This window comes from Salinibaculum sp. SYNS191 (assembly GCF_037338445.1).
In the GTDB taxonomy this organism is placed as follows: Archaea; Halobacteriota; Halobacteria; order Halobacteriales; family Haloarculaceae; genus Salinibaculum; species Salinibaculum marinum.
On sequence record NZ_CP147839.1, the window covers coordinates 56,306 to 71,558 of the forward strand.

Here is a 15,253-nt window from a genome sequence, read left to right on the forward strand (position 1 = left end):
TATAGTGGATCTGTTTCTACTATCTAAGAAAATCTTATAATTCATCCGTTTTGATGGGTTTCAGTTGACGTGCTGAACACGGGGCGCGTATCTTGCTTGATGTTCCATCTGATTGTCGCTGGATAGACGGCTGTGCAAATACTTACAGTTAATAAACCTCGAGAACCACTCCCTGGAAAATGGCGGAATTATTTATATTCACACTTTTCGCCACCATTGTCGCCATCTACAGCGTTCTACCGCGTTATCGACAGCTCCGAGTTACCTATACACTCTGGAACAAACCTTTTGCAGCCCTTCTCACAGCTCTCGGACTGACCGTTCTAGCGAGCTACGCCGGAAGCATCTACTTACAGAACACCGACAAAACCACACTCTGGAGCCTGACTACCTCTTACACACAATCCCCTATCGAAATCACTGCTCTCGAAATCGAATTCATCCAGTTAGCTGCGGCCATCACGATCATGGGCATATTCCTCGGAGTCTTCCTAAGCAAAAGCGTGCGTATTCGCAACGAACAAATGCTCTTATCCACACTTCGAGACCTCTACAACCGGGGCGAATACGCTACGCTCGTGGAAGTGCTTCGGGACAACTATACACCCCTTATCGACCACCCGAAGAAACCCACTCCACCGAGTGAACAACAATGGCGAGACATCGACATTACAGTCACACACACCCTTATCGAGACTGAAGAAGAAGCAGAAGAACTCGATGACTCTTCGCCTTTGATCGAATATGTAGAGGAAGATAACGCAGAGCAAACTGCTCGTGAGCGTGTACGAGACAGCTTTGAACTGAAGCGTCGGCAAGCAACATACTACCTCGCAGCGCTACGTTACCGGCTTGCAGACTCGGCAGAAGACGCCTCCAGTTACACAGAAACTCTGCTGTTGGACCCTGAATTCGGCGCTAAACACCCAATTCTTGACCCTGGGCTCGGGATTGACATCATCTTAGACACCGACCTCGACGGGTTTCGGCGTCGAGACGTTACGCACCAGTACCTCACAACGCTCCTTCGAGAAGAAAACAGCTTGCTGTATCAAGAAATCTCGAATAATATGTCGATGGCCGGGATCTACCGATATCGAGTTGATCCCGATAATCGGTTGTTGCATGCGTTGTTCTCGGATTGCTCTCGTGCTGAGGAATTAGATGCGTACAAGCCGGTCGGGGATACGGCCAAAGAGATGCTGCGCGATCAGGGAACGAAGGACTACGATAAGTACAACGCTCAGCGGTTGACATCCGTGAATCGCTCGAAGGACTACGTGTTTAACGACCCGCTCTTCATCGCCATCAGTTTCTTTGATATTATGGTGCGTGAGGCGTTCTACCAGCGAATTGACTGGCATATGTGGTTGTATTATTACGAATCGATGACGCGCCTAATGTGCGAGAACTACGAGAATACGGAGGAAACTGATCCAGATAGCGAATGGCCGAACGACTACTCCCGATTTATGTATGAGATGATCAGTAACATGGGAGATTTACTCCGGATTATGGAACGGCTGGTTAAAAACGACGAGTATGATGTGAAGGATGAGGATGGCGACTTTGAGGAATTCATAGCGCTAGAATCGTATCGGCGTGATCGAGGTGGGACCATTCCTAAGTCGGCAGTAGAAATTATGTTGTCGTGTCACCAGGAGATTCTGACGACTGAAGAGATTCCACACCAGTTCAAGAAGTATATCACGGAAATCCTATTCACGAGGTGTAGCGACTTGAGAGAGTATGAAGAGGGATCATTGCCGTGGAAGTATAGTGAGTTCATGTTACGGCGTCTGGAGGCGATGATTGAGGGGCGCTCTGGGCCGGAATATCACCGGGAGCTAGAGTTAGTGTACAACGATGGAGTTCGTCACGAAATTGTTGCAAAGGGGGCTACTGGTGGGTGGATTGTGGATGAATTGGACGAGCTGATCCAATCGTCATAAGTTGTTGCTGAGGGTAGTGTTTCTATCATCGACTGTATGATTATAGGACTATACCGGTGCGAAGCCAACGATAGACTGCTGCCATATCCCACTCTCTGAATCAGAATTGCTCAGTGGGGCCGGCGGACTCCTCCTCAACCTGCTCGTACATCTCATCCGGGAACGGGAGGCTGCCCCAGATCGAGTAGGGACACTGGTCCTGGCCGATACAGTAGCGCTGTAGATCGTCGTTATCGCAGTTCATCGGCAACGGCGTGTCGCCGTCGATCGTGTTCGAGAACTCGTAGCGGACCTGGTACTCGGTCTCCTGCTCGTCGTACCACGGCCACCGGGAGAAGACGTCCTTGAGGTCCGCGACGATCTCGTCAAGGCTGCTGTCCTGGTACTGCGGCAGCCACATCACCATCCGCGCGAAGTTGTAGAGATCCTTTCGAACAGGCTTCTTCTCGTGTAGCCGCTCCTCCATATTCGCCATACAGGGGAGTTCAAAGAGGTCCTCGATCTCTCGCACTTCGATCTGTTCGGCGCCGGTTCCGGCTCGCCCGATTCGGTAGGTATTGACGCGCCCGTCGCGGTCGATGGTGACAGCCGAGTTGGACTCGTGGTCGGCCAGCGTCTTCGCGAGACTGCTCGGACTCGAGATCCAGTCCGTTACAGAGGATTCCCAGTCGTCCTCGGCGTCATACGCGGTGACCGCTCGATAGAGCTCTTTCGCCGTCTGGAACTCGCCCGTTTGCGCCACGTCGTCGGGCGCGTCACTCAGGGCCCGCCGGAGGACGCGAATCGTCCGTTCTCCACGGTCCCAGTTCCGCCAGATTCGCTCGTGATGGCCGGTCTCGAGGAAGCGGTCGATCCGCTCCGTAATCGCCGACTCGTTCGTGGTCAGCCACGATAGCTGGTCGTCGGAGAGTCCGTCTTCTTGCACCCGCAGGAGCTTCTTGAATGCCCGCTCAGCGTAGTCCCGATACTTGCTGTCGAAATCACCGACCGGGACGTACAGGTTGTTGTCCTTCACTCGCGTCAGTATCTCCCCGCCATCGTCACTCCCCGTCGATGACTCGCCCTCCGCTCGAACGAGACATTTGCGTGACGCCGCCGCCATCGGGATTTCGAGGTACAGGCCCTCCCCGAACTCCGGCATCTCTGTGATGCCCGTACAGACCCGACCCGGATGCGGGCCATCTTCACCGGGCTCCTTGCTGTACAGCACGTCGGCGATGTCCTGTTGGAGCGACCCATCGCCGTGGGCTCGAATGAGGGAGGCGAGATTGTTGACGTACAGCTCTCGGATGTCGTAGAGTACCTGAATGTTCCGTGGTGACGCGTGCTCGAACTTCGGGTTTTCTTTCACACAGATCGCACTCAGCGTCGCGAGCACGGCGAGCGTCCCCGGTTCGTCGACGAACGGCTCTTCGGCGGCGTCGACACGGACCTGCTCTTTGAACGCCGCCGTCCCGAACCGCTCGACGTCGTTCACGAGGTCCTCTGGTTGGTCCTCGCCGTCGACGACGTATCGGTTGTAGCCACGCGTAAACAGCTGGTTGATGCGGGTCTCACCGTACTCCAGCGGGAGTGCCGCAACCCGATACGCCATGTCCTCGTCGTCGGTGGGGGTACTCGGACTCATTCGTCGATCACCTCGGGTGTCGCCGACCGAACGTCGAACGCCGGACTCTCGATTGGTTGAACGATGCTACAGACGTCGGCGTGCAGCGAGTAGGGCAGGCGAGCGACACGCCGGCGGTCGGCCGTCACGACGGGATCGATCGGGATGTCGTACGTCTCGAGGAGGAGGTCGTTCAACACTTCGCGACTCTGCTCGTCGTATCGGTGCGCCGGGTCGGTATCCAGCAGGTAGACGTGGACACCCTGCCCGCTGTAGACGACCATCGTTTCCTCGGCGTCGAAATCGTCCTCGAAGATGTCGCGCACCTCGAACCCGTACTCGATGGCGCGGTCGACGTCTTCGAAGGCGTACGGATACCCCTCGGGAGCGGCGTCGAGGATACCTGCAGCGTCGAGGAGCGCATCGTCGTCCCGACTGTCGACGTCCGCCGACACCATCTCGTCCGCTCGGTCTCGGGCGATCTCTTTCGCGTCGATGTCGACGAGAAGGACCCAGGGTCGTTCCCAGTGATCCAGCGCGTAGTACACGGCGTCTGGCCGTGGGTCCGGCTGCTCTAGCACCTCCGGATCAGCGAGTGCGAACTTGCTCCGTCCCAGCGGGTCGTTGCGAGCTGGGTGCCGAATGAACTCAACGACGTCCTCGAAGTCGTCGAACTCGGGCGTCGTTCGGTCCCCCGAAGCATCTGTTTGCCACGTATCCCGCCGGATGAAGTCCTTGTCCGGCACCTCATCTTTGCGAACCGGGTGGGACTCTCGGAAGGCGATGGCGTACTGTTTCGGGCCGGTCGCCGTGATGAATTCCGGCAGGTCATCCAGATAGCGGGGGAATTCTTCGGCGTAGTAGGCGTAAATCTCCTCGCGGGTCGCCTGTCGCCAGGTCATGGGTTAAGTTCCTGATCGAGATTTTTGAAGCCCCGAACGGTGGTCAGGCCCGCAGCATCGAAGTCATCGACGGCGTCTCTGATGGTCGCGAACGACCGTGCCGCCCGCCCGCTGACCCGCTCGTCGATCCGATCCGCGTCGGCAAGGCTATCCAGGACGTCGAGCGCCGTCTCGCGATTGTTGAAGGCCCAGATCGCGTCGGCGTCCACCGCGCGGAGTTTGTCGTAATCCTCGACCGGGGCGTGCCGGTTGTTACTCGCGAGCTCTGCTTCGCCGGCCCAGACGAGATCGCCGTCCGCGTCGAAGCCGGCCACGTCCAGTACCGTGCCGTCGTCAGTTTCGTAGTACGGTTCCACGCGAACGACGTCATCCCGCTGCTGGAGCCACAGCTCGAGGAGCCGGACGCCAACCTTGTGTGGCGTTTTCTCGCCGAGATCGCCCGCTCCTGGCCCCGCCTTCAATTCTCTCCCGAGGAGGTCTCGACCGTCCGGGAGGACGGTGTAGTACTTGCGCCCGGCCGCGGAGTCCGCTTCCAGGAGGTCCTGCTCCGTGAGCCGCTCCACATGGAGGTCGTCGTATTCGTCCCGAAGCTGGCTCATCCTGTCCAGTAGCGTGTACTCGTCGTCCTCTCGGTTCATCACGTCGAGAACCCGATTCAGGAACCGGACGTCGTCACGGCTGAGCCCGCGTTGTCGGAGTTCGTCATCGGGAACGGGCACGCTGCTTTCCTGGACGGGCGTTGCCCCGTTCTCCGGCTCCGCTGTTTGGTCACCAGCTGGGTCCTCGTCCGTTTCGGTGGCCTGCCCGAACAGGGGGCTTATCTCTGACTCGTCTGCATCTGGGTCGCTGTCCGTCTCGGTCGGCGTGGTCGACGTCGACGCATCTTCGGTCGTCGATTTGCTGATGAACGCGGATTGCGTCGGGTCCGTTCCTGAGTCGCCGTCGGCAGCCGAGCCCGTCGTCTCGGCCCCCGAACTCCCCCAGCCAGTCTCTTCCGGAGCAGTGCTCGACTCAGTCGGCTCTGTTAGCCCGTGCTGGGCCTGTGTCCGCTCGACCATCCGTGGCCGGGACACGGACTCGAAATGGTCTTCTTGGGGCTCTGTGAGCGGCTGGTCGCTTTCTGGATGCCCCGGCGCAATCGGGAGGGGCTTCAACGAAAACGGCGGCGGACCAGTCTCCCCGAAGGACGGGCTCGGGAGCTGTGCGATCCACTCGCCGCTCGGAAGCGTGTTGATTCGGTTGCGGAGTTCGGTCGGGCTGAGGTCCTCGTGGGCAAGCGACTCCGCGAGGTCGCGCTCGATCGAGATGTTGCCGATGAGCTTCGTCTTGATGTTGTTCAGCACCTCGTCGTAGGCTCGCTCGTTCCGGTTCCGCACCTGTTCGGGGAACTGCATCACGAGCCCCATACTCAGCCCGAACGATCGGCCCTGCGGCAGTAGCTGCTCGGAGACGAGCTTCGTCGACGCGACCGGCGCCGCCTCCTCGATGATGAGGTTCGTGAGCTTCTCGTAGTCGGTCTGACCGTCGCGACGGCGAACCTGCACGGCGTCCCAGAGGTTGCTCAACAGCAGGAGTGTGATCGCTCGCTGTGCCTCCGGCCGGAGGTCGCCGAGGTCGAAGATGATGGTAGCGTCTTCGTCGAGGAATTCGCGGAAGTCGAAGCGGTTGTCGACGTACTCGCCGGCGTCGTTCTGCTCAGGGACGTGGCTGAAGATTCGCCGGAGATGCGCGTCCTCTTTGAGCTTGTCGAGGCGGTTCCCGACGGCGTCCATCGACACCTGGAACTGGTGGTTGTCCTTCGCGAAGTGGCGCGTCAGCGATTCCTCGATGTTCTGGTTGTCCGCTGAGACCGGGGGAATCGTCTGGTCGCGCTGCATCCGGAGGGCGGCGGCGAAGAGGTCGTCCAGCCCGAACACGTCGTTCCCGTACTCCTCGTCGAACAGCGCCTTGATTAGGTAACTCAGGATCTCGTTCGCGACGAACGCCTGGCCGTACTGCTCGCGGCCCATAATCATACGGAGGATATCGTGGAAGTGGTCGACCTTGTCCTGAATCGCGTCCTCACGGTTGCGGCCCGCTTCGAGCGCGGGCCGGATGTCGAAGAACGAGAACGCGGGAATCGTCTCCGGGACGCGGAAGTGGTAGACGTCGTCCAAACCACCGAATCGTTCGTAGTGGCAGCGCAGGTAGTTCTCACACATCCCGTCGCCCTTCGGGTCGACGAGGACGACGGGGCCACCCGTCGTCTCGCGGAGCGAGAGCGCGTCGTTGATGATGGCCTTCGACTTCCCGCCACCCGTCGACGCGAACCGGCCGTAATGCGTCGGCAACAGGTCCGGCGGGATCCGGATGGGGTCCGGCCGTGGCTCACCGTTCTCGTCGAGCGCGTACCCGATGGCCATCCCGTCTTGGAACTGCTGGATCAGATCCGGGTTCGGCCACGGGAGCGGATTCCGACTCTGCTGTTCGGCCCTCGTTCCCCGCGTCCCTTCGACGGTCAACTGTTCGGAGGAGGGGACGAGGACGAAGTTCGCGAGCTCCGTCCCGCTGAGGACCAGCTCGGGGCGGGTCTTCCCCCGGCCCGTCGTCAGCTCGCGATTGAGGAGGCGCTGGAGAGCGGCCCGTGCCTTCTTCTCCTTCGTTTTCTCACGGAAGCCGCTGTCCCGGAGGCGTTGCCCCTCGACCTCGTAGAACGGCCCATCAAGCGGGTCGAACACGGGGAGGAGCGAGTCCATCCGGGCATCGAGGTCGTCGCGGGTGTCGTCGGTGGGGACGCCGACGGCCCGGATGTTGACCGTGAACGACCGTTTGGCGTTCTTCGCGTCGATGTACTCGATGCGCTTCTCGACGGCCTCGCTGAGCTGCCGGTCGTCCTGGTCGCTCCGCTGGTCCTCGACCTCGAGCAACGACCCAACGACCTCCTGGAAGAACGTGTCGCGGCCGTCGACGAGGTCCTCTTTCCGTACCTCCGCGTCGGACTGCCAGCTAGCACGCCGTTGGAAGACAACCTGGAACGCGGTCGGCGCTGTCGCCTCCATCAGGTGGTCGATCAGCGACGCCAGTGCCGCGCCGGGCTCGTCGACGGACGAGAGATCGCCGTTCGTTTCCTCTGCCGTGAACGGCGTCAGCGAGGTCATCCAGTCCTGCTTCCGCGACGCGGCACCACACCACCGAACCCCGAGCGGCGAGACAGCGTCTTGTGCCGGGCGAGCCAGAATCGTTCCCGCCGGTGTCGTCGTCGGCTCCTCGATGGCCCGTCGCTCTTCCTCGTCGTCTGGAAGTGCATCGGGCGGCGCTAGTTCGAGGGCTGAGTCCCCGACAGTAACGTGATGATCGGGGACGCTCGTGGCTGCTGTACCGCCGTCGACAACGGGGTCCGCTTCGGCTGGCTCGGAGTCCCCTGATTCCTCGTCGACGATGTCGTACTGTTCTGCCGGGCCAAACTCGTACTGCAGCCGCCCGGCCTCGTAGTGGTCGACGAATTCCTGCGGTGTGAACTCGACTGGCTGAATGAGCCGAGAGGCGACGTCGACGTCGACGCGCTCGATGTCGAACGTGCTTGGATAGATGGAGCGGAGACGCTTCTCAAGCGTATCGAGGTGCGCATCGGCCCCGTAGAAGAACTCTACCGGGTCGTCCGGGCCATCACTGATCGCGAGGAACTCGAATCGGGGTGGTGTCTCACTGTGGAGTGGGTTCAGCTTCGCCCCGAGGCCCGACGAGCCGGGCGTGGTCAGTTTGTGGAGGCTGTCGAGGACTCGGGGGATGCTCTCCGGGTCAAGCCGCTCGGATGTCGGCGTGACGCGCAGGTACTCAGCCATCGTTGGTGTCCTCCGTTGACCCGCCGTCTGGCTCAGCTTCGACGGCGTCTGATTCCTCGTTCAGTTCGCTCGTTTCGTTCGTTCCGTTCGTTGCTCGGTGTTCGAGCTCTTCCTGGAACTCCTCCATCTCGGTATCGACGGCGTCGTCGCCGGCGCCGGGCAGCGAGGACCGGATCTGTGAGGTCGGGTCGAAGTCGATGACCTGCTTCTCCTTGGGCATCGCTTTGACCTGGATACCGCGCCACTCGCCGTCGACGCCCACGAGGGCCTCGGAGAAGCCGGCGTCCTCGTTGCCCGGCACGGCGTCCTGGACGAACCGCATCTGCGCGTAGTTCAGCCCGAACTCGTCGGCCCACTCCTCGTCCATCCCGTCGAGGCGGTGGAACTGCTTGACTGCACACTGATCCAGGATCGCCTCGGATTCGGCGTGCTCGAAGAACTCGTCGACGGTCTGTGTGACCAGCCGGATCGAGAGGTCGTGGTGGCGGTGGTGACGGAACACCGTTTCAAGAAACGCCAGGCTCGCGGCGTCCTGCATGATGTACCGCGCCTCGTCGATGTAGAACACGACCTCCTTGTCCGAGACTTTCGCGCGCTCGTAGACCAGCGAGATGAGCAGCTGCATGGTCAGCGCCGTACTGCTGTCGACGCTGCCCTCCTGTTGGGCGAGGTCGAGATAGATGACCTTCTCGTCCCGGATGTCGAAGTCGGACTCTTGGCCGAGATTGGCGTGGCGACCGTCGTCCTCGAAGGGGCGGAGCTGATCGAGGAGCCACGTCGCGTCCTCCTTGATCTTCCCGGCCTCCTCGTCGGACCGGACGACGAACTCCTCGGGGTCGTCGACCATATCCTCGAAGACGTCCATCATATCGCGGATGGTCGGGCTCGGGTTGCTGTGCGTGGAGATGTCGTCGGTGATTCCTTGGCGCTTGTAGGCACGCTTGAGCCCGAGTTCGAGCGTCGTCCGGCGGTCGCCAAGCGAGATGCCACGGAGCGCGAAGAAGTTCGTGAGGAAGCTCATCGCGTCGTCGAGCTTCTCGTTGAACGGGCTCGCGTCCTCGCCCATCGCCCGCTGGACGTGTTCAGGCGTCTCCCGAATCTCCAAGGGGTTCAGGCCGAGCGTCCCGCCGACCGTGATGCGTTTGGCGTCGAGGGCTTCCGCGACCCCCGCCCAGTTGTTCAACGGCTCGAGGATGATGCCGATACGGTCCTTGCTCTGCTCGATGGAGCGGATGAAGTTCTGCTTCGAACTGAACGACTTCCCCGACCCCGTGTCGCCGACGGTGAACATCGCGTAGCCGTTGTCCCTCGCGAACGGGTCGATGACCACGGGACTCTGGTTGTCCTTGTGAATTCCGAATTCGACGCCGCCCTCCTCGAGAATCGTCGCGTTGTGCGGCGAAGACAGTAACGCGCCGACGGCGCCGCCGAGCGCAATCGACGTCCGCCCGAACTCGTTGTCACCGATGGGTGCGGCGGACTGAAGGGCGAGATCCTGCCGACAGATCGCCGTCTTCGGCGTGAGATTCGCGGGGTCGTCACGGAGCGCGCTCTTGACCTTCTGGACGGCGTCGCGGAGTGCCTCCTTCTCGTCGGCTCTGACCGTGATGAACATCCCCTGGTCGAAGACGTTCGCGCCGTTCTCGACGGCCTTGTACGTCGCTGCGGCCTCGTTGGCGCGTTCCTGTAGGTAGGCACTTCGCACGCTCTGTTCAAGGTCAGCGTCCACCTGAAGGTCGTCGGCGATATCCTGCAGTTCGTTCCGGGCCCGCTCCTGGTTCTTCGGCGTGATGTGGGCCGTCAGATCGAACTGCACGTCCGTCATCTCGAAGAGCTCGGAGAGGTAGCCGTCGTTGGGGTAGTCCGGATAGTCAGCGATGTACAGCGTCGTCGTCCACTGCTCGCCGACCCGTGCTGCGCGTGTCTCCCACTCGATGGCCGCCGGCGCGGTCACCGTCTTGTGTGACTCGGCGATGTCGTCGAGGAGCTGGCGTTCGGCCGCGCCCTGTTCGATGGTCTCCTCGTCGAGCAGGTCCGAGAACTCGACCTCTTCCTCGTCGTCTTCGGTGTACCAGTCCCAGAGGAATTTCCCGCCGATCCCGACCAGTACCGCGAGCAGGATGTAGAGGGCCGCTCCTTCAGCTGAAGTCGGATTCGTCAGCCACTCCGTGAGCTGGCCGACGGCTCCGCTGCCCGTCTGGAGGACGAGGTTACGCATCGTGGGCATCCTCCCGGCGCGAGTCGCCGATGATAGGTTGTTCGCGAACGATGCTCTCTGCGTCGTCGTAGTCGTGTTCGCGGCCGTTCCAAAAGTCCATATTCAACACGAAGAGCTCGACCGTGCTGAGCCGCCGAGCGGACCAGCCTGAGGCCTGCTGGATGAACTCCGACCGCACGTCGTTGACTCGGCTGTCCAGCTTCTCGAACATCTGGGCGCGGCGCTCGACGTCCGTGAGGTCCTCCCGGCGGGTTACGAACGGGTTGAACAGGAACCCGATGACGGGGAACTGCGTCAGCTTCTCGGCCGGTGTGCCCTCATCCCGGAAGCGGTCGTAGACCTCCAGCGGCGTGACCTCGACGCCGATGTAGTACCGCACCTGCTGGATGCCCCGTTCGCGCATCTCTTTGGGTCGGGTTTCCCGATACTCCTCGAGGAGTTCCCGGAAGATCGGATTTGCTTTGACGTCCTCGTCGTTCAGGCGGTCTTCGATGTTCTCCGTAATCTGTTCGACCGGGAACGAGCGGGTCGTGGCGTGGAGTTTGAGCTTCGAGTCCAGTTCCTTGTTGGCGAACTCTTCGCCGGCGTCCTGGAGCTGTGCCCAGTCGTCGGACATCGCGAAATCCATGTTGCCGGGGTCGATCTCGATGAACGCCTCCATCGTCCCGTCGGCACGCTGGATCGCGCCAGCACCCGGCCACGCCCGCTCGATGTTCGTGAGGTCCTGCGTCCGCTCGTCGGGCTTGAACGGTGTGTAGTTCGCGAGCCCGCCCTCGTTTCGCTCTGTCTCGTTGGTATTACTGTCGGGCTCCTCCGGGGCACTGAACGTGATCTGGGGGCGCTTGACGTAGCGATAGACGTCTTTCGTCCACGTCCACGCGTTCAGGTGGTCGGGCGAGACGTAGACGATCGCGACGCCGAACCCGAACCCACCTGCGACGAACGGCAGGGCGAGTGATTCGATGCCGGTGAGGCCGGCGATGAACAGGCCGACGATCGGGAAGGCGATCAGGACGCCGACGTCGCCTTCCTCGATGTTGAGGTAGGGGATGCGACTCTCCTCACCGAACTGGTCCATGATGCGCCGTGCGGCTGCGTCTTCGTCGATGGACATGGATTGTTAGTAACCTCCAGGGTCGTTCTCGGTCCGCCGGTAGGACGGCGTCCCGCCGTCTTCGTCGCTGTTCGCGCCACGGGCTGCAGCTTTCTGCGCCACAGCGTGTCCCGCTGCGGCCTTCGGTCCCCACCGGGCCGCCGTCGTTGCGACGCCGGCGCCGCCGACATAGGCCCCAGCGGCGACACCGCCGATGAGGGCCGCTCCCTTCGTCGCACCACCGAGAACCTTCGCCGTCAGCGGGGTCGCGTACTTGAACGTCTTCCACGTCACATAGAGCGCAACGAGGGGAAGTGAAGCCGCAACGAGATACTTGAGGAACGCTGATCCCGGCGTCAACGCCCCTCCAGAGTAGAGTAGGTCGTATCCTTTGAGGACTATCGCCGCAGGCAGGGGTAGGATGGCCAGTGGGACGAACCGTTTGCTGAACCCCATCGCGACATCAGAGAGGACTGGGATATTGCCATACGCAACGGCGAACGCGATGGGCATCCCGTACAGGTAGACGTAGAGGAGAATCTGCCTGATGTAGAACAGCGCCTCCAGTGCCCACATCGAGATTCCTCCGATGAGAGCAAAGAGGAGACCAAGACCGGGATTGGTAATCGACCCCGTTATGAACTGCAGCATAGCAGAGCCCAGCGAGGACAGCTCCGGCATCAGGGCAATCGTGAACCCATCAACAAGGTAGAGCGCGAGCGCTCCAATCCAGTACCAGGTAATAATCAGAAAGGCTCCGACCCAGGCAGTCTTCTTGGTCTTCCGAGCCTCGTACGCACTCCCGATATTGAAGATGCGGATGGTGTGTCGTCCCTGAACGCTCATCACGAGTAGCAGCAGAGAGATCAACATGATCTCGCCACCGATGAGTCCTTCCTGAATTGCTGGCCAAGGGGCGTTACTTGGTTCTCCGAAAATGAACGTCCCTTCAGTCTGGGGAGTCGGAGTGCCAAACATCTCTTCGGTCAGCGTCTGATACCCCGACCGAAGCCCGTCCATGAACAGACCGATGAACCAATCGACGACGTCTTTGAAGCCCTCGAGAACGACGTCTATCAGGTCCACCATCGTTAGGCCTCCGTGATTGAAACCTCGCAGTCACTCATCTCCGTGGATCCGGAGTACTCTACATCGAAGGATTTCGATACCTGGTCGCCGCCAACCTGGGTTCGGACTGTAACGGTGAACTGGCCGCTGTTCCCGTCCGGGGAGCATCCCATTCCCTCCTCAGATTCAGAACCAAACGGGAACGAACTACTGAACAGGTCGGTAGTTTCTCCCGGCGAGATCACCACCTGCTCGGTTTCATACATCCCGCTACCTCGGGGATCTTCGACAGGGTTTGGAACATCACCGGAGAAAATCAACTCAACAATCGCTTCTGGTCCGCTTCCGGTGTTTCCGACGGTGACGTACGCTTCCCCGTTCTTTAGCCGATCCGTCTCGGTGTCTCCGTAGACTTCGTCCCACGGCTTCTCAGGGTTATTCCGATAAAGACCGACCTCTTGAATTCCAATTTCCGGCTGTATCAGAGAGGAAGTCTCAGCTAGCGTTTCTTCACCGCTGAGGGCCACGACAGTATACTCTCCAGGCTCGTAGGAAGTCCCGATCTCGAAGGAGACCTGCTGTGACCCAGCAGCGGTTTCTCGCTGACCGAACAGTTCCCCATTCGGCTGGACGAGATTAATCTGGTCGACTTCCTCCTGTGAGGAGTATTCAACGACGAGTTCTGTCCCCTCTATAGTGACTTCCTGGATGACTCCTCCTTCATCAGACGGTGTTGAGTTCCCGCCATCCGGGGAATCGCCGTTGTTGAGACATCCGGCCACGCTCGCGAGAGCGGCGCCGGCGACTGTTCGGAGGGCGGTCCGTCTACTGAGGTGGGGATTGTCCTGAGTCATGGGTTTTGTCCGAAGATGTCTTCTGGGCCGAGCATCCGCAGGAGGCGCTTGCCAGCGTAGAACATCACGAAGAAGGGCAGGAGCTGCCAGCCGACCTCGAACACCAGTGCAAACCAGCCGTCGATCGTCCCGAGTGGGTGCCACCGGGCCGTCGCGGTATCACTCACGTACGCTGGGTCGTGACCGAGCCACGAGCCCGGATGGTACCGAGCCGTGTAGATGCCCGGTTCGTCGATGGTCACGATCGCCACTCCCGAGGCGTTGGTCTCGACGCGCTGATCCGCGACCGTGATGTACCCGTTTCGGGTGGTGCCGCCGATTGGATACTGACGGCTATCGTCGAGCGCGATCGGCGCACCAGTTTGATTGTCCCGGAGTTCGACCCTGAGCGTCGCTTGCGACTGATTCTGATGGATGACCTCAACAGTAAGATTGCTGCGGTGGAGCTGCCGCTCGGAGCCGGCGTCCGGCTCGACGATTGACGCATTCACGCCCCGGACGATTCCCGCTACATGCAGCGCCTCTCGATCGACGTTCTCAGCTCGAACGGCGACGCCGTACGTCGTCGTGTACGACTGGTTGACGATGTCGATATTGATGTTCTCACCGATGGTACCGACTGGTGACGGGCGGTCAGTCCCCCAGGTCTCGATGAGTTCCGGTCCGTCTCGAACCGGCTCGGCACGCGGCCCGATCCGCGAGGGATAGGCGTGGACGTACACCGGAATCGCGTCTGACTCGACGGTGGCGCTATCCGTGCGATTCGACCGGACGAGCGTGTCCCAGTTGGTGTTCCGAGCGGTGTAGAACCGCCAGATGCCACGGACCCGTGCCTCACCGTCCTCCGTGAGCGTGTACCCCTGCCATGGCCGCGACTGGAAGATCGCCACGCCAGCGTCGCCGTTCGGATACTCGGCGTAGTAGGGGTACGCCGAGAGGTCGTAGATCTCGACGCCGATCGAATCGGAGACATTGCGTGATTCCGTCCGATAGGTGACGTCGACGTCCGTCCGGTCACCCAGGTCGGTCCTGACGGTCTTCTTCAGCCGGACGCTAATCTCCGCTTCCAACGTGAGATTCGCACTCCAGTCGTCCTCGATCTGGTAGTCGAGGGCAGGCGTATGTGACCCGTCACGCTCGGCGATGGTCTCGCCGTCCTTCTTCAACCGGACTTCTTCGATCTCGTGCTCCGTGAGCGACCACGAGATAGTCGTGTTGCCGGAGGAACTCCCGTTGGGGACGCGAACGCGATAATCAACGAACCCGCGCATCGTCCCATTCGGCGCGATGTAGAGTGGGGTTTCACCGGACTCGAGGTGGCCACGAGTAGAGGGCTGGACCGCGAAGATCGTCGCGTGAGCATCTTCGATGAAGACGCCCTCCTCGAGGTCCGCGTGCGGCGGATGCACGGACGTATCTGGGCCGGCGGCGTCGAGGTCCTCGAAGTCGTTCCGCGTCCACGTCGCCGCGGTCGCGGGCGGCCGTTTGAACGTAATGTCCGTCCCGTTGGCGACCTGATGGACGGCGGAGCGGTCCTCGCCGTAGCGCTGGCGGTACTCCTCCTGGCTGATGTAGTTGTCCGCATCACGTGACCACAGCGTTGCCGACTCGTTTTCCGTGAGCCCGTTTCCCTCCGTACCTGGTCGTGGCGGGTCAGCGGCGACGATACCCGTGACTAGGCTCGTCGCGAGCAAGCCGGCCATGAGCACGGAGAGCTCTCGATGGTTCATAGGGCTCGC

At 60.9% G+C, this 15,253-nt stretch carries 9 protein-coding genes; 1 reads left to right on the forward strand and 8 read right to left on the reverse strand.

Translation table 11 applies throughout. The features are described 5' to 3' along the window. Positions 1 to 179 precede the first annotated feature (179 nt). Entirely contained in the window at positions 180 to 1,952 is a 1,773-nt protein-coding gene (locus WDJ57_RS20695) for a hypothetical protein (RefSeq protein WP_338906465.1), read from the forward strand. Positions 1,953 to 2,052: 100 nt separating this feature from the next. On the opposite strand, the gene WDJ57_RS20700 is transcribed toward WDJ57_RS20695, so the two are convergent. Genes WDJ57_RS20700 through WDJ57_RS20735 form a run of 8 tightly spaced genes read right to left on the reverse strand, consistent with a single transcriptional unit; the run spans position 2,053 to position 15,244 of the window. Continuing rightward, complete coding sequence (locus tag WDJ57_RS20700) at positions 2,053 to 3,579, reverse strand: primase-associated protein (protein ID WP_338906466.1); 1,527 nt, start codon at positions 3,577 to 3,579, stop codon at positions 2,053 to 2,055. After that, positions 3,576 to 4,460, reverse strand: coding sequence for a DNA primase (locus WDJ57_RS20705; protein WP_338906467.1), 885 nt, complete (start codon positions 4,458 to 4,460; stop codon positions 3,576 to 3,578). Before WDJ57_RS20705 ends, WDJ57_RS20700 begins: the two co-directional genes overlap by 4 nt. Then, positions 4,457 to 8,281 carry an ATP-binding protein gene (locus WDJ57_RS20710; protein ID WP_338906468.1) on the reverse strand — a complete coding sequence of 1,275 codons (3,825 nt, stop codon included), beginning with the start codon at positions 8,279 to 8,281 and terminating at the stop codon, positions 4,457 to 4,459. The genes WDJ57_RS20705 and WDJ57_RS20710 overlap by 4 nt, the downstream gene beginning before the upstream one ends. Next, positions 8,274 to 10,508: a VirB4 family type IV secretion system protein gene (locus WDJ57_RS20715; protein ID WP_338906470.1), complete on the reverse strand. Its 2,235-nt coding sequence runs from the start codon at positions 10,506 to 10,508 to the stop codon at positions 8,274 to 8,276. Before WDJ57_RS20715 ends, WDJ57_RS20710 begins: the two co-directional genes overlap by 8 nt. Continuing rightward, positions 10,492 to 11,613 (reverse strand): hypothetical protein, encoded by a 1,122-nt coding sequence (locus WDJ57_RS20720; RefSeq protein ID WP_338906357.1) that lies wholly within the window; start codon positions 11,611 to 11,613, stop codon positions 10,492 to 10,494. Before WDJ57_RS20720 ends, WDJ57_RS20715 begins: the two co-directional genes overlap by 17 nt. Before the next feature lie 6 nt (positions 11,614 to 11,619). Next, entirely contained in the window at positions 11,620 to 12,681 is a 1,062-nt protein-coding gene (locus tag WDJ57_RS20725) for a hypothetical protein (RefSeq protein WP_338906359.1), read from the reverse strand. A 2-nt stretch (positions 12,682 to 12,683) separates the two neighbouring features. Beyond that, complete coding sequence (locus WDJ57_RS20730) at positions 12,684 to 13,514, reverse strand: hypothetical protein (RefSeq protein WP_338906361.1); 831 nt, start codon at positions 13,512 to 13,514, stop codon at positions 12,684 to 12,686. Next, positions 13,511 to 15,244 carry a hypothetical protein gene (locus WDJ57_RS20735; protein WP_338906362.1) on the reverse strand — a complete coding sequence of 578 codons (1,734 nt, stop codon included), beginning with the start codon at positions 15,242 to 15,244 and terminating at the stop codon, positions 13,511 to 13,513. Before WDJ57_RS20735 ends, WDJ57_RS20730 begins: the two co-directional genes overlap by 4 nt. Positions 15,245 to 15,253: the final 9 nt, after the last annotated feature.

Excerpts from the sequence above, each read along its gene's own strand:
- WDJ57_RS20720 (WP_338906357.1), bottom strand. The coding sequence starts at position 11,613 with ATGTCCATCGACGAAGACGCAGCCGCACGGCGCATCATGGACCAGTTC.
- WDJ57_RS20710 (WP_338906468.1), bottom strand. The coding sequence starts at position 8,281 with ATGGCTGAGTACCTGCGCGTCACGCCGACATCCGAGCGGCTTGACCCG.
- WDJ57_RS20725 (WP_338906359.1), bottom strand. The coding sequence starts at position 12,681 with ATGGTGGACCTGATAGACGTCGTTCTCGAGGGCTTCAAAGACGTCGTC.
- WDJ57_RS20730 (WP_338906361.1), bottom strand. The coding sequence starts at position 13,514 with ATGACTCAGGACAATCCCCACCTCAGTAGACGGACCGCCCTCCGAACA.
- WDJ57_RS20695 (WP_338906465.1), top strand. The coding sequence starts at position 180 with ATGGCGGAATTATTTATATTCACACTTTTCGCCACCATTGTCGCCATC.
- WDJ57_RS20705 (WP_338906467.1), bottom strand. The coding sequence starts at position 4,460 with ATGACCTGGCGACAGGCGACCCGCGAGGAGATTTACGCCTACTACGCC.
- WDJ57_RS20715 (WP_338906470.1), bottom strand. The coding sequence starts at position 10,508 with ATGCCCACGATGCGTAACCTCGTCCTCCAGACGGGCAGCGGAGCCGTC.
- WDJ57_RS20735 (WP_338906362.1), bottom strand. The coding sequence starts at position 15,244 with ATGAACCATCGAGAGCTCTCCGTGCTCATGGCCGGCTTGCTCGCGACG.
- WDJ57_RS20700 (WP_338906466.1), bottom strand. The coding sequence starts at position 3,579 with ATGAGTCCGAGTACCCCCACCGACGACGAGGACATGGCGTATCGGGTT.